Source organism: Clostridium sp. 'White wine YQ', assembly GCF_028728205.1.
Lineage (GTDB): Bacteria > Bacillota > Clostridia > Clostridiales > Clostridiaceae > Clostridium_T.
The window spans coordinates 576,091-595,141 of the sequence record NZ_JAQYUU010000001.1 but is presented as its reverse complement, the minus strand read 5'-3'; the positions used below and the strand labels follow the sequence as shown (position 1 = coordinate 595,141).

Below are 19,051 nucleotides of genomic sequence, written 5' to 3'. Positions count from 1 at the left end.
TTATATTATACATCAAATTTTACATTTGTCTATATATTAATAAACATTTTTAGTTTTAGTTTGTTATTATTTAAGGGACGGTTCTTAACTTTTTAAAAAGTTTAGAACCGTCCCCAAAAATTCATTTACTTTGCATATATAACCTTATGGAGAGGTGATTAACATGAATTACGATAAAATCGAAAATTTAGTTTTACTTGCAAAGTTTGGAGAGGAGCAGGCAAAAGAAGAATTAGCTGAGGAGTTTAAACCCTATATACTAAATCTTTCAAAGAAAACCTTTATAAACGGTTTCGAGTTTGAGGATATTAAAAATGAGTGTTATAGAGTCCTATTTAATTGCATAAGACTATATAATCCTGAAAAACATAGATTTGTTGCTTATGCTACAAATGGAATAAGAAATTCTATTAACTTTTTAATTAGAAGCTCTATAAGAAGAGATAAATCCGATGGACCAGAAACCTTAATACTTGACGATAATCTAGAAAACATTCTTTCCCATGACTTAGGTTTTATTGAAGATGCATTATATAAAGTAGTCTTTAGAAAGAAACTAAAGGATGCCTTAAGTAAACTCCAGTATGATGAATTAGAATTAATAGACTTTGTATTTTTTAAAAAGAAAAGTTTAATGGATTATTCAAGATACAAAAATGTCACATATAGAAAAGCTGTAACTAAAAGAAATAAAATATTAGATAAACTTAGAAGTCTTATAAGTAAAGAAGAATATCATATGTATTTAAATTAGCTAAACATATTAAAAATCATAGTAGGTGAAGAAAATTCTTCACCTACTATAATTTATTACCCTTGTATTTATTATCTTTATATCCGTATCCACCTCAAAATTAACCTTCTGATATTCCTCTTTTACGAACTCATATTCACAAATTTATCTTTACCAAGTGAGGGATATATATTCAAATAAAAAAACTACATTTGAAAATGTAGTTTTAATTTGTTTCTAGCTAAATTCTATTTTTATGTTAATAACCTAAACTTTCACCTACAATAATTACTTTTATTCTTCCTTTAATGAATTGTCCTCTTATAATCACAAAATCATTGCAGATTCTATTTGGACTTTTACAGTCAACACAATATCCAATTTTAGTGCATGGTGTATCTTTATTCAAACGTTTGGCATCTATTGGTGCTGAATATTGTCTTACTCTTTTTTCAGCTGCCTCTATATCTTTAACAATTTTATTAATCCCTACTACAATAATTACTTGATTGGGCCCATAGAGCATTGGAGCAACCCTGCTTCCATTGCCATCTATATTATATAATTCTCCATTTTCAGTAATTGCATTTGTGCTGGAAACAAAACTATCTGCTCCAAAATTCTTAATATAAATTTCCCTTTTATTTTCTTTGGTTAGGTCTTCTTTATATTTATCAAAAAAATTATAATCCCCATTTCTTAATAAATCTAATACTCCTGTTTCTGAAAGCGTCAGTGAATCTCCTACACCTACGTTAGAACCAATAGATATGAATTCCTTTACTTTATTAATTAATTCATATCTATCTTTTACGAAATAACCTTCCATATTACGATTATTTAAATTATTTATTGTTCTCTCTACTTGTTTTTCAATATACCAAGAAATATTATTATCCATGTATCCTCCATTTATAGTTATAGAAAAGACCACTTTAGTAAGTGGTCTTTAATTCACGTATTCTTTGTCTTTGTCTAAAATATGTTCTTTTATCCATTGTACCATAAAATCTAGTATTTCAGTAATATATTTATCCTGATTGCTATCTATTTTACTTAAATCAACACTGCTTATTTTATCTATAAAATAATCGTGCTCCATTTTATGTGTGAATAATTTTTTGTATCCAATGCTTTTTAAATAGTCCTCTTCAGCAGAGAAGTGAAATTGTGCATAATCTTTTAATTCATGAATTATATCCATAATCCTATCGTACTTATCTAAATATAAATCATTTTTTAAAAGATCATAACCTTTATTAGCAATATCAAAAAGTTTTTTATGTTCCCCATCTATTTTTTCTATTCCTACTTCATATTCTTTTTTCCATTCAAACATTCGTTAATCCCCTCCCAAAATATTACTTTTAATTATCATATAATATCAATTTATAAATAGTTTTTCTGTGATAATCATCACAGATTACTATTTTATCTTAATTTCTTAATATCTCAGTTAAAGTATAAATACTCTGTGCTTTGTGAATATTAATTATTATAAAAATTAAATTGATAACGAGGAGATTTTATGTATGCAAATTGAGAAAATAGCTAATAAAATAGAATATAGTGACGACTCTTTTACTAAAAGAGTTCTTTTCAAAGAAGATAAAATTTTAAATTTTGTTTTAAATTTTAGGCCAGGTCAAGGAGTTCCTCCTCATAATCATGAACAAAGTGATTTACTAGTACATGTACTAATTGGGAATGGAGAATTAACTGTGGATGGAGTTACTAATAATATTACTCAGGGTGATGTTATTCATTGCACTGGAAAAGAAGTTTTCAGCATAAAGAATACTGGTAAAGAAGACATGTCTCTCTTTATTATATTGGCACCAAATCCACATTCACTTTATTCTAAAGAGGTATAATAAAAGAATCTTGAAATATCAAGATTCTTTTTTATCTTGTTTCTTATCCTTTTCATTCTTGTAAGATAAAACAAATGCAATAGCAATTCCCATCGCAACCCAGGGGAATGCAGCCCTAGCAAACTCAGCCATACTACTTTTCTCCTTTCTAACTATTTTATATTTTGTTTACTCATATAACGCTCTTTGTTTTTTTAATTTATTTAAATTCTTATATTGTTTTAATGTTAGTGGACTTACTAAAATAGCTATGATTAAATTAATCAAACTACAAAATAGATTAATCATAAATCCTCTATCAATATAAACCACATATCCTATAATAAGGTTATATACAAAAGATGAAAAATTAAGTGCCCATAAAGTTAGAGTTAATCTGAACACCTTACTATAATGTTGAATCTTTGACTCATTATCAGAATATAAATTAGCAAGTTCGTCTTTATTCCTACTTCTAAAATAAGCCCATCTGAAATAGGTGTTTACACACTCAATTTCGTTCTCTTCCATAAAGCTTATATAATCATTACTTTCAGTACTTTGGGGTTTAGATTTTAATAGCTCAATTCTATAGGTATACTCCCCTGGTACCCCTTCCTCAAATACATATTTTCCTGGAAATGAAAAGCTTAAAAAGTTATATCCCTTAGCTGCCATTTCATTTAACCATTTTTCTTCCCTCTCATAATCCCAAAAAAGTTTTCTGATAACTTTCTTCATAATTATCCCTCCATTACCCTTCTACCATTTAATATAAGTTCTTCTAATCTTTCAATTTCATTTCTCACAATTTCTTTACCAAGGTCTGTAATAATATATTCTTTTTTCCTACTATCCACATTATTTTCTAGTATTTTAATCCACGATTTGGAAAGCATAGTATTAATAGCTCCATATAGTGTTCCGGGTCCTAGATTCACTCTATTATTACTCATTTCCTTTACTAATTGCATTATTCCATAACCATGAAGAGGCTTATTTACTGAAAGAAGTATATAGTATACGGCTTCAGTTAATGCTCCTCTTTCTGAACTTTCTGGCATTTCTCATTCCTCCATTACTACTTTTGACGATATATCCGTTACCAATATATCGGCTACCGATATTCTATATTAATATTATATCGGTAGCCGATAGTTTTTGCAACAACTTTTTGTAATTAATTTCTAAAATATTTTTTAATTAGCAATTTAAATATATAATATAAGTAAGAGCTTCATATTTTGAAAAAAATAAGATTATGTTAGACTAAGGAGGAATAATATGATAGAAATTAAAGATCTATATTTTTCTTATAATAATTTACCTCCATACATACTAAGTGATATTAACTTAACTATAAATAATGGAGAATACATTTCAATCTTAGGTGAAAATGGTTCAGGAAAAAGTACATTAATAAAACTAATTTTAAAGCTGCTATCACCAAGTAGGGGATCTATTACTATTTCAAGTAATCGAATAGGATATGTACCTCAAAAATCAGATTTTATCAATTCTGAGTTTCCTATAACAGTATACGAACTTCTTAATTCTTATAAAAAATTATTAAAATTAAAAGACATGGACATTGTCCAAACAAGCTTAGAAATGGTAAATATGCTTAATCATCAAAATTCACTTATAGGTAATCTTTCTGGAGGACAGTGTCAAAAAATATTTATTGCTAGAGCATTGATGGGAGATCCTGATTTGCTTATATTAGATGAACCCTCAACAGGTATTGATGTGACTAGTCAAGAAGAAATTTATTCAATAATTAAAAACTTAAATGAAGAAAAAAATATAACTGTGATTTCAATTGAACATAATCTTACTGCAGCTATGAAAAATTCATCACTTATATATCACATATCTGCTGGCAAAGGACACTTATGTACTCCTGAAACTTATGTTAATGAGTATTTAGGATCAAATGATAAAAAGGTTCCTATATTATAAATTTTTTAAACTTATTTATATAGGTCCAAATTAGTTTGATTTGCATAGTATATAAATGTAAAAAGTCTCTTCTATTTAAATCATAGAGAGAATTCCTTCAGCTTTTTACACTCCTTTGGCATTTTAGGAATTTAAAATAAATAGCTATCTAGCATATCCTATTTATATTTTCCTAAAAACTAAAAAGAAGCAGAGAAATCTGCTTCTTTTTTATCTAAATATTCTTCTAACTTTAAATCTATCATTTACATTTACTATCTTTATTCCTAATACATTTAAAAGTTTTTCCAAACTTTTTACCCTATTAACATATTTTATATTATTTTTATTTATAAGTTTCTCTACCATTTCTATAGTGTCTCTAATTTGGTTATGACTTAACTTGTTACCTTTTATGCATCCTGAATTTATATAAGTTAGTGTAGTCCAAATCTGCTCCTCAGTTATCTTATTTATATCCATAAGTACCCAAGTAAAATCTTTCTTTCTCTCATGTGGTGGATATGCCTCTTTAAAGAATTCAATAAAATAATTAACTGGTTTTGGATCTTTGTCTTTAACATACTTACCTAATTGTGCTTTTAATTGATTTTTTAAAAACATATTTGTATTCACTTTTATGGTATTACCCATTTTATCAATACTATCATAAATAAAATTATATGTATCTTGAATCTGGTTGCTATCAATATCATCCTTTTTTAATATCTTTGTGAGCTCAATATACTCTAATATATTTTTCTTTGAATTTAATTCTTTATTATATAGCGCTTCCCATACTTCTTTCGCACTTAGTCCTTCTAATTTAATATTTTCGTCTATCATTTGTATACCTGCCTTTTTTAGTCTATTATACCATTTAATCTTCTATTATATTATAATTTTTATAAAATGTGATTTTTTTAGGTCAGAAAATTATTCCTTTTAACGTATTTGTTTATGAGAAGCTTCTTAAAGGAGGAAAAAATGTGACTATAAATGAAACAAACTTTATTAAACAAATTAAATTAAGAAATACTAAGGCCTTAGATTTTATGGTTGATACCTATAGTAATCTAGTTTTTAAGGTTGCGCACAGTGTGCTTAATTCAAGTTTTTATGCTAACTATGTAGAGGAATGTGTAAATGATATATTCTTCTCTATATGGAATAACATTGAGAGCTTTGATGAAGAGAAAGGTGACTTTAAATATTGGATTACAGCAATCTCAAAATATAAAGCTATTGATTATAAGCGAAAGCTATATAGATTAAATACTTCTGAAGCTTTAGATGAATATGTTATGCCTGATGAAGTAAATGTAGAAAATCTACTTATTTCTAAAGAGAATAGAACAGAAATTATAGAGAGTTTAAACATTCTAAATCCTCAGGACAAGGAAATATTTATTCGCAGATATTTTCTCTACGAAGATGTTTGTGATATAGCAAAGTCTTTCGGTGTAGATAGAAATATAATTGATAAAAAGCTTTCAAGAGGTCGTAAACAGTTAAAAGCAAAACTTATGCCGTTGAAAGGAGAAGTAATTTAATGAATAATATAGATTCTAAAATGCAAGAAAAAGATATTTTCAAGTTATTTAATGAAGTAAAAATAGATGAAAAGGAATTTGAGGAATTTGAAATGGATGTTCAAACTCTTCAAAAAGAAAGAATAAAGAAAAATCTTAAAAAGAAAATAAAAGAAAATAAATTTCATAAGCCTCTTAAATATGTATCTGCAGCTGCAGCTATAGCCATAGTCTCACTAATAGGTATTGAAACAGCAACTCCTGCCTTTGCAGAAAAAATTCCTGCTTTAAATTATATTGTTCAGTCGATTAATGATAGATTTGACAATCACGGAGAATATATTAAATATACTCAAATGGTTAATAAAACTGTCTCAAATAATGGAATAGACTTTACTATCAATGAGGTGTTAGCTGATAATTCTAAATTTGCCATAACCTATACAATAAAAAGTGATAAAAAAATCAAAGATTTAGAAACCTTTGGACTTAGTAAATTTCTAAAGGTTAATGGTACTCAAAATGGTTCCACTGGCAGCATAATGGGTTATTACGTTGATGATTACACTTATGTAGCAAATGAAGATATTCATACGGCTTTACCACAGGATTCTAAGATGTTTAATGTAAACTTAAATATAGATGATATCATGGGAAACAAAGGAACTTGGAACTTTGCATTTGGAGTATCAAAAGAGGAACTAACAAAAAGCAGCATAGTATTTAATCCTACAAACAAAATTTCTTTTCCAGACGGAACAAATGTTAATGTAGATAAGGTAGTATTTTCACCAATAGATACATCAATTTTTGTAAACGGAACTTTTAAAAATTATGAAAGACGTAATACCTTTAGTGAATGGAACTATGGTAGCTGGATAGTATACGATGACAAAGGAAATGAACTTAGCTGGACAGGTGGAGGTTCTCAATCAAACTTAAATTCTAAAACCTTCACTGGAGAATTTAACTTTAAGAACATGAAGGAAATTCCTAAGTACTTAACCGTTATTCCATGTAATATCCTATCTACTGGAGGTGGTGAAACTCATATAGTTAATGGAAAGGAAGTAACTACCCCTATAGAAGGTTATAAAACCAAAGAAATATCTAAAGTTATGGATGATACATTCCCAATAGAACTTGTTCAAGGAAACATTGGTAAGATAGTTATTAGCGAGGTAAAAACAGAAAATAGCATTACAATTATAAGATTTACTGCTACAGGTAAGGCACCATTTACTCAAGCCAATGAAGTACATGTAAAAGATGAGGCTGGCAATATTTTATCCCCTAAACTCCCTGCACTTCATAGGGATGAAAAGAACCCTAATGAATTTACTATTAGCTATCCCGCTTTTGATAAAAATAAGAACTATACCATCTATACATCTGATCTAAGTAATTATGAATTTAGAGATGATTTAAAATTCAATATCGAGCTTAACAAATAATAAACTAAAAGCCATCCTTGTATATATGGATGGCTTTTAAACTATTCAATATTATTTTTTCCTTTAATATTATTGGCAACTATCTTTTTAAATGCTTCCGTCTCATCTTCATCACCAAAAAAATTCTTAGGTATTAATATTGTTTTTACCTTAGGAATATTTAAAATGTATAAATCCTTATGATTTGTTGCTTCAGTAATATCTTTCCAATAATAGATGTCCCCGCCTCTTTCAGACTGAACATGTACACCCTTTTTATTTATTGTATATACGAAATCATTATTAAGTGCTGTATCTTTCTTAAAAGTCTTTTTAATTCTTTGTCTTGTAGCAATATATAAAGCTAAATACACTACTAAGGTTCCAAACACCCCTGCTATTAATACAAAAGGAATTCCATATCTTTTGTAAAAGATTATTCCATATACACCTAAAAATAATAGATATACAACTATAAGCATCTGCTTTGATAATCTTCCCATGTAATATGAAGTGAGCTTTTTATAGTCCTCCAGTGTTAGTTTACCTTTAACTTTAACTTCTTTTTTTGAATCCAAGCTATCTACTCCCCTTATCATCCTTTGTTATTTTCTTAACATAATTTTATCATAAAAACCTTTTCACTTAAATATTTTTATTATTTTATAGCATCATCATAAAACTTTACAATTTCTTTCATAAGATCCATATCTATTTTTACATTAGTGCTTAAATAATTTTTATAGAATTCATCCTTTTCACTTTCTGGTATATTTTCTTCACCTTTTTCGTTAACTAAAGACTTCCATGCTGCCACTTCTTCTTTTACTTCATTTGTAACATCAGGTGAAAGTTCAACTGAGTGACCTCTATCTTTATAACTTATAAATTCAAAATTTTTATTATCACCAAATGTATTTTTGTATTTTGTAAAATTATTATAACTTACTACTTTATCATCTTCACTTTGTACTATCATTACCTTGGCATTTGACTTAATCTTATCTAGTCCACCTACACCCGTATAATTTGCTACCTTTCCGAAACCAATATAATTATATAGCTTTACATATGGAGATATAATTGAAGCTATTGGTCCTATCATACCTTTTGCTTGATTTACTGATAAATCTGTAACATTAGAAAAGCCTGAAAGTGACACTACTGCTGAAATATTATTATCTAAATTTCCAACTGTTGTAACAGCATAACCTCCCCAGGATTGTCCATAAAGTAAAAGTTTTAAATTCTTTAAATTACTCTCTTCCTTAACGCACTTTATTGCATAATCTAAATCTATTACAGCTTGGGGTAATCCTCTAACATTTTTTCCTTCACTTTCATCACAGCCTGTACCGTCATATGCAAAAACCCAATATCCATTGTTAATGAAATAATATATTTGAGGCAAATATGAATTATGCCCTCCCCCTCCAAAGCCATGAGATAAAATAATTAATGCCTTAGGTTTTGTTTCTTCTTGCTTTGAATATACATAGCCCTTTAAATTTTGTCCTTCATTACTTTTAAATGAGTTTTCAGTTCTTATCATTCCTTTAAAGTCTTGATAATTGTATTTTATCTTAGTATCATATCTAGTTCCGAATGTTTGTTTAGATAAAACTGTCACTGTAATAAAAATACCAACATTTAATAAAATGAAAACTACTAAAACAAAAATTGCTATTTTTTTAGGTGTTACCTTTTTAAACATCTTAACCTCCAAATATTATTGTTTAGGGAATTCATTATCTAATAACTCAAGGAATTCTTTAATTCTTTCCTTATCCTTAGTACTTCCATATAAATTGACGCTTAAGGTAAGACTTTCCTTATAACTACTTATTGCAAGTTGAAAATATGGTGGATATTTTATAGAGCCGCACATATAGGCATCTTTTATTTGTGTTCCTTTAAAGCATAGCTTGTCTTCATCTAGAATTCCTATATTAGTCATAGCAATTAATGGGTGTTTAAACCCAAAAGTTAGTAGTCTTTTAAAGTTTTTATAACTAAATATTTTGTATATCGCTGAAATTTTTACAAATCCATTTAATCCAAGTTGATTAACCTTTTTCTTATTTATACTCACACTAAGTCTTTTCACAGTTTCTAGAAGGCTCTCTTGTGAGTCAAACTTCAAACTAGTAATTACTGTTGATGCTAAATTGCATAAAGCATCAATATTCCTCTCTTCTAAATATCTTCTCATATCAATCATTATAGGAATATTAAGTTCATTTCCATTTTGTACTTCTAAAATTTTAAACATAACTCTATAGTAGGCTGCTAGCACTATATCATTTATAGTTACTTTATTCTTTTTACTATAAACTTTAATTAACTGAAATCTATCCTTAGAAATATTATGGGTTATAATAAAGGGAAGTCTTTTTTCGTTAGAACTTAAGGGAAATGTATAGTTAAATTGTTTATTACTTTCGCTATTTTGGGTAACAAAAACTTTTATATTTTCTTTTAAGGTGAATTTGCCTGTAATTCTATCTATGCTTCTATCACCATTCATTACGAATTCTGGTTTATATGCTTGTTCTCTTGTTAAGTTAGAATATATCTCACATAGCAAATACATATACTGCTTAAAACCTGCGGCATCACATATCATATGATTCATATTTATAGCTAAAGAATCATTTTTAGAACAAAATACGCATGCCTTCACTTGTGTTGCTTTAAACTCATTAATTTTTGAAGTTATAAAATCGTTAAACTCTTCTTCATTATCTACAACTTTAAGTATTTCTTTATAATTTAATTTATCTTCTTTTATCCAATATGCCTTATTCTTGCCTTCAACATATCTACTTCCTAGAATTGGGATAATATCTAGAGTCATTTCTATAGCTTTTTTCAATATCACTTTATCTATTTTCCCATTAAAGTTTATAATGCAATGAAGAACATGATCATTAAATTTATTTTTTTCAAACATAAATTGTAATTCATCAAATAATTCTGCTTTAAATCTCATTCCTAAAGCTCCTATTATTATTAATTATTCAATCACAAGCTTATCCAATATCTTTGAGTTATTTCTCCAGCCTCCTTAACCTCATTTTCTAAAACGCCACCATTATTCATAATTGTCTTTGCTGACCCAAGGTTGTTTTTATCGCATGTTATTAATGCCTTATTAATTCCAAGTTCTTTAGCTATTGGTAATGCTAGTTCTAGCATTGCTGCTGCATATCCTTTTCTTCTCTCAGTTGGGCGAATTCCATAGCCAATATGTCCCCCATAATTTAATAGATAATCATTCAAGCGATGCCTTATATTTATAGCACCCAAAATTCTTTTATTCTCATTAATTAAAAAATATGTATGCGCAGGTACAAAATCTTTTGGACATGTTTCTTCTTTTTCGTTTTTATAGGTTTTTTCTAGCCAGCCTTTATAATCCATATCAAGAAGTCTTGCTGAATAAGGAACAATATCTTGTCCATACTCTTTCCATTCGTTTATGAAATCAAAATATTCCTTTTCCATTTCAATTTTGGGTCTCATTAGTTCTACCTTCACATTTCATCACTCCTTAGAAAATTATTGTAATTACAAGTATTTTACATTAATTTTCCTATTTCTTCAAATAAAATTTCTATAACTATTTTAACTTTTTAAATCAGACCCAAATCCACTACCAAAAAGTACCCCGTTTAATGCTATAAATGCACCCAAAACTAACCCTGATCCAACATTTCCTAATTTAAAAAACCAGGCAATATTTATTGCTATTAATATAAATATTATGCTTGCCATATTGCTATACAATCTTTTCCTCTTAAGACTTTGGGTATGTTTTTGAATGGGTATAAAAATACCTATAACATTATTGTTAAATACATTAATAAGTATTGAAAAAACTATGGTTGAGAATGCTGCTACTATAAATAAAATTAAATAATCCATGATCTTACCTCATATACATATTATTTTACCTTTAGTTTTTTCCAATATTTTATGTAATTATACCAATAAAGTAAGGTGATTTTTATCAATTATAGAAGATAAAAACCACCCTAAATATGTATTTTGATTTTTCATTTTAAGTTTACTATTTTCCTTTAATACTTTTTACAAAATTATTTTTTTCTTCTTCCCCCTCAAATAAGTCAAACCAATCACATATCTCAACTGCAAAGTCCACAAATGCCGTTCCATGCGCAGTAATAATATTCTTGTCTCTTACAACTCTTTCTGAAACAAAATTATTTCTTGGGAAAGGATCTTTTTCTCCAAATACCTCAGCATGCTTCTCTGTCCACTCTACTACTGGTGTTGTGTATTTTGCATTCTGTAAAATACCTGACTTTGCAAGATATACAGTTCCAGCTCCGCATATTGCACCAATAAGCCTATGCTTTGAATTTAATTTTTCTATTAAATCCATTAATTCTGGTTTAGTTTCACCATACCATCCTCCAGGAATAATTAATCCATCAACATCTTCATCTAGCATATCTCTAACCAATTTGTGAGGCTTGTACACAAATCCAGATTTAGCTTTTATAAGCTCATCTGTATATGATATTGTAATTATCTCCTTTCCAGCATCTGAACTTAAAAGATGAGTTATAAATGTTATTTCATAGTCAGTCATTCCATCAAAAATAAAAACTAATATCCTACTCATTTATATTTCTCCTTTCACATTAGAATGTATGTTGATTACTTATTTTTCTGCTCATCTAATTTACTTAGTATCATATCAAGCTTCCTATCATTTTCCTTATTCCTTCTTATAAAAGATCTAAAGCTTTTTATTCCAGAATAAATAATTGCTATAATTGCTATTAAAACTAAAATATTTATTATTGTCATTACTATTGTTGATATATTAATGTCCATATTGCCCTCCTAAAATAAACTAAAGATATAAATCCATAAGGTACTCATCATCAAATTCCCCATTTATATTGAAGAAGTTTTTATGCATTCCAACTCGTTCAAAACCAAACTTTTCATAAAGTTTGATTGCAGTTTTATTACTTGCTTTAACCCCAAGGCTTATAGTTTTGATATTTTCATGAGTCTTTGCAAAATTTATTAGTTCTGTCATAACTGCACTTCCTATACCCATTCCCCAATATTCTTTTTTTACAGAAATGGACATTTCACTATTATGAGCTATCCTTTTTCTATTAGATGCACTTAAATGAGAAACACTTATAATTGTGTCATCTATAATTCCTAAAACCATTAAGGTATTTACATCATTACTTACATTTTTAAGATATTCTCTTTCCTGCTCTACTGTAAGCCTAAATTCATCTTTACCAAATAAAAGGTTATCACTTTCTCCGCCAACAGTATTTAGATATTTAATCATAGCTTCTGCATCTTCTACATTAGGTTCCCTAAGTACAAGCTCTTCTCCATTTTTTAATCTAATTTTATTTAAGATATCCTTGCTCATATATCTATCTCCTTTTTAATATATAATTTGAAATACTAAAACCAAAGCTTTCATAAAAAGGTAGTGCCTCTTCATTTGCATAAACTACATTTATTGAAATATCTTTAACCTTATTTTTATTAAACCATTCAAGAGCTCTCAGCATTAGCTTTTTTCCTTGTCCAAATTTACGGTAATCCTTATGAATAAAAATTGATTCAATTTCTCCTCTTCCATCTTCAATTGAACTTATGCAATATCCAGCATAGCTATCGCTATCAGAATCTAATACTACATCAATCTTAATTATTCCTTTAATAGCTTTCGCATGTATTGATTCCATTCTTTTTTCAAAAGTAAAATTCATATATTTCTCTTTAAAATTAATTGATTTTTCTAAGTGTACTGAATTGAGGCCTTTCCATAATGGTTTTATTAGATTAATTTCATTAATATCCTTTTCAATTATTGAAATATTCATAATTCCTCCTACTCATTTAAGGATTCTATTGGAACAAACTTAAGTTTTCTTATTGGTCCATCCTTAAACTGCTGATAAAAAGGAAAAAACTCATATACATCCTTTACTTAATAAGTTTTCTCCAATCATCCCTAATGATTCCATATAGACAATAATCTCTATAATCTCCATTTTCAAATTTATATTTCCTTAGAGTGCCTTCAAGAGTAAATCCACTCTTTTCACCTAGTTTTTTCATTCCATAATTATCACTTCTTGTGATAAATTGAAGCCTCATTATATTTTTAGTATTAAATATATAATCTATAAAAAGATTTAATGCTTCTGTTCCTACGCCTTTTCCTTTTTTATCATTATTAGCTACTAATATTCCAAAATCATAGGCTTCAGTTGTTGCCATAGAATTAAGATAATTAATTATACCAATGGCACGGCCTTCCTTATCTTCAATTATGAAGAATGATATTCTGTTAGATGCTACAGCCCTTTCCATATCTGCTAGTGCTGAATCTTTTACTCTCATTTCTGCATCCATATATTTTCCTAAATATTCTTGGTTTGTATTCCAAGTATATATTAAGTCAAAGTCTTCTTTGCATATTGGTCTCAAGTTAACATTTTCCCCTTTAATCATGCTTATTTCCTCTCTATGAATATAATAAAAATTCATTTCACTCTTTAATATTTACTCTTTCACCTTTGCTCTTGAAGTCATCTTAGCCATCATTCTTCCAACATATAGTGGAAACAAATATGCCACTTTTGTTTGTAATGCTTGAGAAAAACTATGACAAATAATAAACTTATTTTTATCTATATTCTTAGCAAGTCCATTTCCTACCTTACAGGCATCTGCTTTAAACTCTTTTGGTACTGGTAGTGGCTCTGAAGATTTTGTTCTAGTTAATGGCGGATGTAATATATGAAAACTAATGCCGCTTGATTCATATTCAATATTCATACATTTAGCAAATGACTCTATTGCACCTTTGCTTGATGCATAAGAACTTATATTTGTAAAACCAGTAACACCAACCCCTGAACTTGTAAAAAATATTTTTCCGTTTTTTTGCTTCTTCATATATGGTAAAACTTCTTTAGTTAAATTAATTGCCCCATAGAAATTAACTTGAAAAACTTCGTTATATTCTTCATATGATAACTCTTCTAAACTCTTAAATATACACATACAAGCGTTATGTATAGCATAATCAATAGTTTTAAATTTTTTGACTACTTCATTTAAACAGCTTTTCAATTTAACTACATCTCTAATATCGCATTGAAATCCTACTAGTGAATCTGGATACTGCTTCATTAGTTCTGTTATTTTATTTAACTCTATATCTAGGACCGCTACATTCTTACCATCAGATAAAAATCTCTCTACCATGTAATATCCAATGCCATCATTACCACCAGTTATTATCACTGTTCCCACAATTAACTTGCACCTCTTTATTATTAATATGTTCTTGTTGATATTATCGAACAACTCTTCTTCCATATTATAATTATTATAACAATTTAAGGAATATATGTATATTTAAATGATAGGTGAATAATAACCTTATTAATATTTTTTCTCTGAACTACTTACCTATTTCACTTATACAAGCCTTAACGTATAATAATGAGTAATCATATTTAACTTAAGATAGGAGATTTTTCTATGAATTATGTGACTAATTTAGTTCATAACATTGATAATATGCTTTTACCTAATTTAGATATAAAAAGTGTAAATCCTCATGATCCAATTCTTGTTAATAACCTACCAAAACCATGGATTCTATTAGGAGTTGGAAATTATGCAGCTGGTATAATCCACCCTGATTTTTCAGAGTATGTTGTTAAAATATATGCTCCTGGAAGACCTGGAATTAAAGAAGAGGTAGAAGTTTATAATAGAATAAAAGATCATCCTTCATTTTCAAAATGTTACTATTATACAGATAATTATCTAATTCTTAAAAGACTCAATGGTGAAACATTATATAATTGCATAAACAAAGGAATACAAATTCCAGAAAGAATTATTAAAGACATAGATTATGCATTAGACTATGCTAAAAATCTTGGGCTTTCTCCTCATGATGTACATGCTAAAAATGTTATGATTGTTGATGATAAAGGTGTAGTTGTTGATGTTTCTGACTTCTTAAAATTAGAAGTTTGTTCCCATTGGGATGACTTTAAAAAAGCATATTACTCAATATATATTCCTTTCTTTTATAAGCGTCATCCTGCTATCCCTAATTTTTGTTTAAATTTTATAAGGAAGAGTTATAGATTTTTTAAGGGTCTATTTAAATAAAAAAGGCTTATTACAAGCCTTTTTTATTTACTATAATTTAGTTTTTTCTTCTTTAAACATTCCTCTGGGTTTATAGTTATAGGTTCCCACATACCATTCTCTGCTTTTTCATATTCTCCAATTTTCAAATCTGTATCGTTGGTTAATTTAATAAATTCAATCATGTAGAGATTCCCATCTGTTCCTTTAAAGGGTACCTTTTTTATATATCCTTCATCTTCTGATGGCATCCTTTTTTGAACTAAATTACACCAGTATCCATATTCTATATCAACTACACTTTCTCCAATATAAGACCATCCATGATAAGGAGCACATAGATAATTTTCTCCATAAAAAATCATATCATCTATTAGATACTTTTCATCTGTCTTAGTTAGATATAAGTATCCATAATAGTATGCAAAATAAGTTGCATCCTTTTCTGATCCTTCTATCGTTTCAAATTCCACAAAATATTTTAGGGCTTCAGGATGCTCTTTATCTGATTCTAACCGTTTTAACTTCAAAAGGTTTATATGGAGTATATTTTTAAATGATTGTAGATACTTATCATAACTTATCCTATCCTGATAGTTTTTAGTTGAAAACTTATATGCAATTGGATATGGTGCTCTAGTATCTCCAATTGACCCACAGCCTGCTTTTTTACCTTCTTCATAGTTTGAGGCTTCTCTTAAAATGCTAAAATAATTAATTATAGTATCTTCTGGGGTTTTAAATAAATAGTCAGGTAATTCACTAGTTTTATCTATATCCTCATAAAATTTATAATGAAATTCCTTTGTATTAATTATAGGTAATTTAGATGGTCTAAAATACTTTTCTACACCTTCATCTACTCTTGAATTAATGGTATTTCCATTAATTTTTATCCTTATTAATTTTCCACCTATGATACTTCTCTTTCCATTTGCCATATTTAACTACATCAGCCTTTTCACTCTATTACTATAGTTAGAATATATTTCACAGGTTTAATAAATAGACTTATGCTATAAGTGTATTTTATTAATATTTACGTGCCTTAAGCAAAAATAATGAATATCCAATTTCTTTATCATCTATTACTTTTTTATCTTTATAGAATGTATTTACTTCAATATCCTTAAAGCTATTCTTTAGTAGGATATTTTTAAGTTCCTCTTGCTCAAAGCCATTATGTCCCCTAAAATCAGGCTCATTTTTATGAAAACTTCCATCTTCTTTATCCAAATCTACAATACAAAGGGTCCCTTCTGTATTTAATAGCTCATAAAATTTCTTTATTATTTTAGAAGTGTCTTCTATATGGTGCAATACCATAGAACTGAATATTACATCAAAATTCTTTGATGTAAATTCCTCATTAAGTAAGTCTATTTTACATGGAGTCATATTATTTATTTCATACTTAGTAATTTTATCTTTTACTATATCAATCATTCCTTGAGAAGAGTCCACTAAGGTAACATCTTTAAACTCATCATAAATATTAAAGCTTATAAGTCCTGTACCGCATCCGAACTCCATAGCTCTATAGCCCTCTCTGATATCTATTGATTTAATTATTTCATTTGATATTACTTTAGCTCTTTTAATTCTAATATCAGTGTCCCAGTTCTTTGCGTATTCATCAAAACTCATACTACCCTCTCCTATTTTTTAAATAATCTTCCTTAAGTAGTCCATAGTACTCTAAATCTACAATACCTTTACCTGGCCAGAAATTTCCCTGTCTTATAGTCCCTTCTTTTAAAAATCCATTTTTCATTAATACTTTTTTAGATGGACTGTTTTCTAACATAACTTCAGCATTTATTCTATTTAGATTAATACGTTCAAATAAATACGAAACAATTCTTTAACAGATTTTAATATTATAGTTTCTCCTTGAAGCTTTGGAATCTCAGAAAAAAGTAATTCTATATTCATGTAAACAACCCACATACCGATAATTTATTTTTAATTTTACCATAAATAGAATAATAAGGATAGCTCAGCGATATCATCCGAACTACCCTCAAGTGTTATTTTATATTTATCCCATCTCCAGTCTTCATTGTAAGCCCAGACCTTGTTTTTCTTATATAATACTTCTTATTTCCTTGTATTTCTCTTTCAATATAATATCCATCTTTTCTATTTGGGTCTTTTCCAATAGTACTTAGGGCAAAATCATTTTCATCTTCTCCGTAAATATATATATAACCTAGTTCTGCTAATGTTTTTTCTCCATTACAGTAATATACTCTTATTTTATTTTCTGTTTTATCAACTCTATATACTTCTCCTTGGGACTCCTTTAAAAGCCCTAATTTTTGTGGTAAATTCATTGCTTCAGTTATTTCTATGTCATCGTTATTTAAATCCTGTGGATTTTCATCTATATTCTCAATATATATTGGAATAACTTTTATACTTTTAGCACTTTTTACTTTATCATAGGTCAACTCCTTAATAAATGCATGCCCGCCATCATCACTTGTCCCCCAATTAATAAATCTATATACACTACCATCAACTTCAATTAAAAATTTGCCACACTTCTCTAAATCAGCTGTGGTAAATCTAATAATTGTTCCTAAAACTGTACTTTGCATATCTTTTAAATATATCTTTTCATCTCCAAATTGAAGCATTTTATCTATTCTCGTATTCATAACCATTGCAAAAGATTTACTAAAATCAACCTTAAAGTTAAAGTCTGCACTCACCTTTTCTACACCATCTAAACCAAAAGAATGAATGTGCAATTTAAAATCCCCTCTTTTTTTAAAGGTTCCTCCTTGAATTTCTTCTTCATTAACTAAAAGTGCATTATGTTCATCAATATATTCTACATGTTGTCCACCTGAACCTGACTTTGGCTGGTTTTCAGGAAAATCCATCATAATTGTGAGATTGCTAAGCAATGAGGTTTCTTTATTCTTATCTAAAACATTTTTGGAGTTAACTCTTATTGCAACTACCGCTTTAGTTGGGGTAACTACTACCTTATCTATAGTAAAAGAATATCCATTATTCTCTTGGGTCTGTCCAACCATCTCTGAAAAATCTTTATACTCTTTATAGTATCCTAGTTTTTCATAAACCGTATCTAGAAGCTTAATGTTTTCTGCAAATGCGGGCTTGGATAAAAGTATAATAGATATTGAAATAAAAGCTAAAGCTAAAGCTGCTACAGATAATCTTTTTACCGAACGTTTATTATACCTACTATTTATTGAATCCTTCTTTATTCTTTCTCTTAATATTTTCTTAGTTTTATTTATTTCAAATTCATTTAACTCAACTTGTATATTTTCAAAATCCTCTTCCTTTAAATCTAGTCCTTGGGATATTCTCATGATTTCCAAATCATCCATT

At 28.1% G+C, this 19,051-nt stretch carries 26 protein-coding genes; 6 read left to right on the top strand and 20 right to left on the bottom strand.

Going from position 1 to position 19,051, the window contains the following annotated elements:
- Window positions 1-163 precede the first annotated feature (163 nt).
- Complete coding sequence (locus PTZ02_RS02825; RefSeq protein WP_274226304.1) at window positions 164-754, top strand: sigma-70 family RNA polymerase sigma factor; 591 nt, start codon at window positions 164-166, stop codon at window positions 752-754.
- Window positions 755-992: 238 nt separating this feature from the next.
- Here PTZ02_RS02825 and PTZ02_RS02820 read toward each other — a convergent pair whose 3' ends face one another.
- Window positions 993-1,634 carry a lactate utilization protein gene (locus tag PTZ02_RS02820; RefSeq protein ID WP_274226303.1) on the bottom strand — a complete coding sequence of 214 codons (642 nt, stop codon included), beginning with the start codon at window positions 1,632-1,634 and terminating at the stop codon, window positions 993-995.
- 48 nt (window positions 1,635-1,682) lie between these two features.
- Window positions 1,683-2,072 (bottom strand): bacteriohemerythrin, encoded by a 390-nt coding sequence (locus PTZ02_RS02815; RefSeq protein WP_274226302.1) that lies wholly within the window; start codon window positions 2,070-2,072, stop codon window positions 1,683-1,685.
- A gap of 193 nt (window positions 2,073-2,265) precedes the next feature.
- On the opposite strand from PTZ02_RS02815, the gene PTZ02_RS02810 reads away from it, so the two are divergent.
- A complete protein-coding gene (locus tag PTZ02_RS02810) occupies window positions 2,266-2,607 on the top strand; it encodes a cupin domain-containing protein (protein ID WP_274226301.1) in 342 nt (113 codons plus the stop codon).
- 168 nt (window positions 2,608-2,775) lie between these two features.
- Here the strand turns inward: PTZ02_RS02810 and PTZ02_RS02805 are convergent, their stop codons facing one another.
- The gene (locus PTZ02_RS02805) at window positions 2,776-3,327 is read right to left on the bottom strand and encodes a DUF2812 domain-containing protein (protein ID WP_274226300.1); all 552 of its coding nucleotides are present in this window, start codon (window positions 3,325-3,327) and stop codon (window positions 2,776-2,778) included.
- Between the two features lie 2 nt (window positions 3,328-3,329).
- The gene (locus PTZ02_RS02800; protein WP_274226299.1) at window positions 3,330-3,650 is read right to left on the bottom strand and encodes a PadR family transcriptional regulator; all 321 of its coding nucleotides are present in this window, start codon (window positions 3,648-3,650) and stop codon (window positions 3,330-3,332) included.
- A gap of 220 nt (window positions 3,651-3,870) precedes the next feature.
- Between PTZ02_RS02800 and PTZ02_RS02795 the strand changes: the two genes are divergently transcribed.
- Entirely contained in the window at window positions 3,871-4,548 is a 678-nt protein-coding gene (locus PTZ02_RS02795) for a metal ABC transporter ATP-binding protein (protein WP_274226298.1), read from the top strand.
- A gap of 210 nt (window positions 4,549-4,758) precedes the next feature.
- Here PTZ02_RS02795 and PTZ02_RS02790 read toward each other — a convergent pair whose 3' ends face one another.
- Window positions 4,759-5,370 carry a hypothetical protein gene (locus PTZ02_RS02790; RefSeq protein WP_274228057.1) on the bottom strand — a complete coding sequence of 204 codons (612 nt, stop codon included), beginning with the start codon at window positions 5,368-5,370 and terminating at the stop codon, window positions 4,759-4,761.
- Between the two features lie 146 nt (window positions 5,371-5,516).
- Between PTZ02_RS02790 and PTZ02_RS02785 the strand changes: the two genes are divergently transcribed.
- A complete protein-coding gene (locus PTZ02_RS02785; RefSeq protein ID WP_274226297.1) occupies window positions 5,517-6,080 on the top strand; it encodes a sigma-70 family RNA polymerase sigma factor in 564 nt (187 codons plus the stop codon).
- Window positions 6,080-7,513, top strand: coding sequence for a DUF4179 domain-containing protein (locus PTZ02_RS02780; protein ID WP_274226296.1), 1,434 nt, complete (start codon window positions 6,080-6,082; stop codon window positions 7,511-7,513). The genes PTZ02_RS02785 and PTZ02_RS02780 overlap by 1 nt, the downstream gene beginning before the upstream one ends.
- A gap of 41 nt (window positions 7,514-7,554) precedes the next feature.
- Here PTZ02_RS02780 and PTZ02_RS02775 read toward each other — a convergent pair whose 3' ends face one another.
- The 11 genes from PTZ02_RS02775 to PTZ02_RS02725 form a co-directional block, all read right to left on the bottom strand.
- Window positions 7,555-8,070 (bottom strand): YcxB family protein, encoded by a 516-nt coding sequence (locus PTZ02_RS02775; RefSeq protein WP_274226295.1) that lies wholly within the window; start codon window positions 8,068-8,070, stop codon window positions 7,555-7,557.
- Between the two features lie 80 nt (window positions 8,071-8,150).
- Entirely contained in the window at window positions 8,151-9,206 is a 1,056-nt protein-coding gene (locus PTZ02_RS02770) for an alpha/beta hydrolase family protein (protein ID WP_274226294.1), read from the bottom strand.
- Window positions 9,207-9,221: 15 nt separating this feature from the next.
- The gene (locus PTZ02_RS02765; RefSeq protein WP_274226293.1) at window positions 9,222-10,484 is read right to left on the bottom strand and encodes a siderophore synthetase; all 1,263 of its coding nucleotides are present in this window, start codon (window positions 10,482-10,484) and stop codon (window positions 9,222-9,224) included.
- 32 nt (window positions 10,485-10,516) lie between these two features.
- The gene (locus PTZ02_RS02760; RefSeq protein ID WP_274226292.1) at window positions 10,517-11,032 is read right to left on the bottom strand and encodes a GNAT family N-acetyltransferase; all 516 of its coding nucleotides are present in this window, start codon (window positions 11,030-11,032) and stop codon (window positions 10,517-10,519) included.
- Between the two features lie 87 nt (window positions 11,033-11,119).
- Window positions 11,120-11,419: a hypothetical protein gene (locus PTZ02_RS02755; RefSeq protein WP_274226291.1), complete on the bottom strand. Its 300-nt coding sequence runs from the start codon at window positions 11,417-11,419 to the stop codon at window positions 11,120-11,122.
- A 145-nt stretch (window positions 11,420-11,564) separates the two neighbouring features.
- A complete protein-coding gene (locus PTZ02_RS02750) occupies window positions 11,565-12,143 on the bottom strand; it encodes a DJ-1/PfpI family protein (RefSeq protein WP_274226290.1) in 579 nt (192 codons plus the stop codon).
- Between the two features lie 35 nt (window positions 12,144-12,178).
- Window positions 12,179-12,358, bottom strand: coding sequence for a hypothetical protein (locus tag PTZ02_RS02745; protein ID WP_274226289.1), 180 nt, complete (start codon window positions 12,356-12,358; stop codon window positions 12,179-12,181).
- A gap of 19 nt (window positions 12,359-12,377) precedes the next feature.
- Window positions 12,378-12,926 carry a GNAT family N-acetyltransferase gene (locus PTZ02_RS02740; RefSeq protein ID WP_274226288.1) on the bottom strand — a complete coding sequence of 183 codons (549 nt, stop codon included), beginning with the start codon at window positions 12,924-12,926 and terminating at the stop codon, window positions 12,378-12,380.
- 4 nt (window positions 12,927-12,930) lie between these two features.
- On the bottom strand, window positions 12,931-13,386 hold the full coding sequence (locus PTZ02_RS02735; RefSeq protein WP_274226287.1) for a GNAT family N-acetyltransferase: 456 nt from the start codon (window positions 13,384-13,386) through the stop codon (window positions 12,931-12,933).
- A 103-nt stretch (window positions 13,387-13,489) separates the two neighbouring features.
- Window positions 13,490-14,020, bottom strand: coding sequence for a GNAT family N-acetyltransferase (locus PTZ02_RS02730; protein ID WP_274226286.1), 531 nt, complete (start codon window positions 14,018-14,020; stop codon window positions 13,490-13,492).
- A 51-nt stretch (window positions 14,021-14,071) separates the two neighbouring features.
- On the bottom strand, window positions 14,072-14,827 hold the full coding sequence (locus PTZ02_RS02725) for an SDR family oxidoreductase (RefSeq protein WP_274226285.1): 756 nt from the start codon (window positions 14,825-14,827) through the stop codon (window positions 14,072-14,074).
- Between the two features lie 231 nt (window positions 14,828-15,058).
- Here PTZ02_RS02725 and PTZ02_RS02720 point away from each other — a divergent pair, with 231 nt between their 5' ends.
- Entirely contained in the window at window positions 15,059-15,703 is a 645-nt protein-coding gene (locus PTZ02_RS02720; protein WP_274226284.1) for a serine/threonine protein kinase, read from the top strand.
- A 23-nt stretch (window positions 15,704-15,726) separates the two neighbouring features.
- Here PTZ02_RS02720 and PTZ02_RS02715 read toward each other — a convergent pair whose 3' ends face one another.
- The 4 genes from PTZ02_RS02715 to PTZ02_RS02700 all read right to left on the bottom strand — a co-directional run bounded on the left by PTZ02_RS02715 (window position 15,727) and on the right by PTZ02_RS02700 (window position 19,050).
- Window positions 15,727-16,623, bottom strand: a complete 897-nt coding sequence (locus PTZ02_RS02715; protein WP_274226283.1) for a hypothetical protein — start codon at window positions 16,621-16,623, stop codon at window positions 15,727-15,729.
- A 91-nt stretch (window positions 16,624-16,714) separates the two neighbouring features.
- Window positions 16,715-17,329 carry a class I SAM-dependent methyltransferase gene (locus PTZ02_RS02710; protein ID WP_274226282.1) on the bottom strand — a complete coding sequence of 205 codons (615 nt, stop codon included), beginning with the start codon at window positions 17,327-17,329 and terminating at the stop codon, window positions 16,715-16,717.
- Between the two features lies 1 nt (window position 17,330).
- A complete protein-coding gene (locus tag PTZ02_RS02705; protein WP_274226281.1) occupies window positions 17,331-17,489 on the bottom strand; it encodes a GNAT family N-acetyltransferase in 159 nt (52 codons plus the stop codon).
- 223 nt (window positions 17,490-17,712) lie between these two features.
- Window positions 17,713-19,050 (bottom strand): DUF4179 domain-containing protein, encoded by a 1,338-nt coding sequence (locus tag PTZ02_RS02700; protein ID WP_274226280.1) that lies wholly within the window; start codon window positions 19,048-19,050, stop codon window positions 17,713-17,715.
- Window position 19,051: the final 1 nt, after the last annotated feature.

Excerpts from the sequence above, each read along its gene's own strand:
- PTZ02_RS02825 (WP_274226304.1), top strand. The coding sequence starts at position 164 with ATGAATTACGATAAAATCGAAAATTTAGTTTTACTTGCAAAGTTTGGA.
- PTZ02_RS02820 (WP_274226303.1), bottom strand. The coding sequence starts at position 1,634 with ATGGATAATAATATTTCTTGGTATATTGAAAAACAAGTAGAGAGAACA.
- PTZ02_RS02815 (WP_274226302.1), bottom strand. The coding sequence starts at position 2,072 with ATGTTTGAATGGAAAAAAGAATATGAAGTAGGAATAGAAAAAATAGAT.
- PTZ02_RS02810 (WP_274226301.1), top strand. The coding sequence starts at position 2,266 with ATGCAAATTGAGAAAATAGCTAATAAAATAGAATATAGTGACGACTCT.
- PTZ02_RS02805 (WP_274226300.1), bottom strand. The coding sequence starts at position 3,327 with ATGAAGAAAGTTATCAGAAAACTTTTTTGGGATTATGAGAGGGAAGAA.
- PTZ02_RS02800 (WP_274226299.1), bottom strand. The coding sequence starts at position 3,650 with ATGCCAGAAAGTTCAGAAAGAGGAGCATTAACTGAAGCCGTATACTAT.
- PTZ02_RS02795 (WP_274226298.1), top strand. The coding sequence starts at position 3,871 with ATGATAGAAATTAAAGATCTATATTTTTCTTATAATAATTTACCTCCA.
- PTZ02_RS02780 (WP_274226296.1), top strand. The coding sequence starts at position 6,080 with ATGAATAATATAGATTCTAAAATGCAAGAAAAAGATATTTTCAAGTTA.
- PTZ02_RS02770 (WP_274226294.1), bottom strand. The coding sequence starts at position 9,206 with ATGTTTAAAAAGGTAACACCTAAAAAAATAGCAATTTTTGTTTTAGTA.
- PTZ02_RS02765 (WP_274226293.1), bottom strand. The coding sequence starts at position 10,484 with ATGAGATTTAAAGCAGAATTATTTGATGAATTACAATTTATGTTTGAA.
- PTZ02_RS02755 (WP_274226291.1), bottom strand. The coding sequence starts at position 11,419 with ATGGATTATTTAATTTTATTTATAGTAGCAGCATTCTCAACCATAGTT.
- PTZ02_RS02750 (WP_274226290.1), bottom strand. The coding sequence starts at position 12,143 with ATGAGTAGGATATTAGTTTTTATTTTTGATGGAATGACTGACTATGAA.
- PTZ02_RS02745 (WP_274226289.1), bottom strand. The coding sequence starts at position 12,358 with ATGGACATTAATATATCAACAATAGTAATGACAATAATAAATATTTTA.
- PTZ02_RS02740 (WP_274226288.1), bottom strand. The coding sequence starts at position 12,926 with ATGAGCAAGGATATCTTAAATAAAATTAGATTAAAAAATGGAGAAGAG.
- PTZ02_RS02735 (WP_274226287.1), bottom strand. The coding sequence starts at position 13,386 with ATGAATATTTCAATAATTGAAAAGGATATTAATGAAATTAATCTAATA.
- PTZ02_RS02730 (WP_274226286.1), bottom strand. The coding sequence starts at position 14,020 with ATGATTAAAGGGGAAAATGTTAACTTGAGACCAATATGCAAAGAAGAC.
- PTZ02_RS02720 (WP_274226284.1), top strand. The coding sequence starts at position 15,059 with ATGAATTATGTGACTAATTTAGTTCATAACATTGATAATATGCTTTTA.
- PTZ02_RS02715 (WP_274226283.1), bottom strand. The coding sequence starts at position 16,623 with ATGGCAAATGGAAAGAGAAGTATCATAGGTGGAAAATTAATAAGGATA.
- PTZ02_RS02710 (WP_274226282.1), bottom strand. The coding sequence starts at position 17,329 with ATGAGTTTTGATGAATACGCAAAGAACTGGGACACTGATATTAGAATT.
- PTZ02_RS02705 (WP_274226281.1), bottom strand. The coding sequence starts at position 17,489 with ATGTTAGAAAACAGTCCATCTAAAAAAGTATTAATGAAAAATGGATTT.
- PTZ02_RS02700 (WP_274226280.1), bottom strand. The coding sequence starts at position 19,050 with ATGGATGATTTGGAAATCATGAGAATATCCCAAGGACTAGATTTAAAG.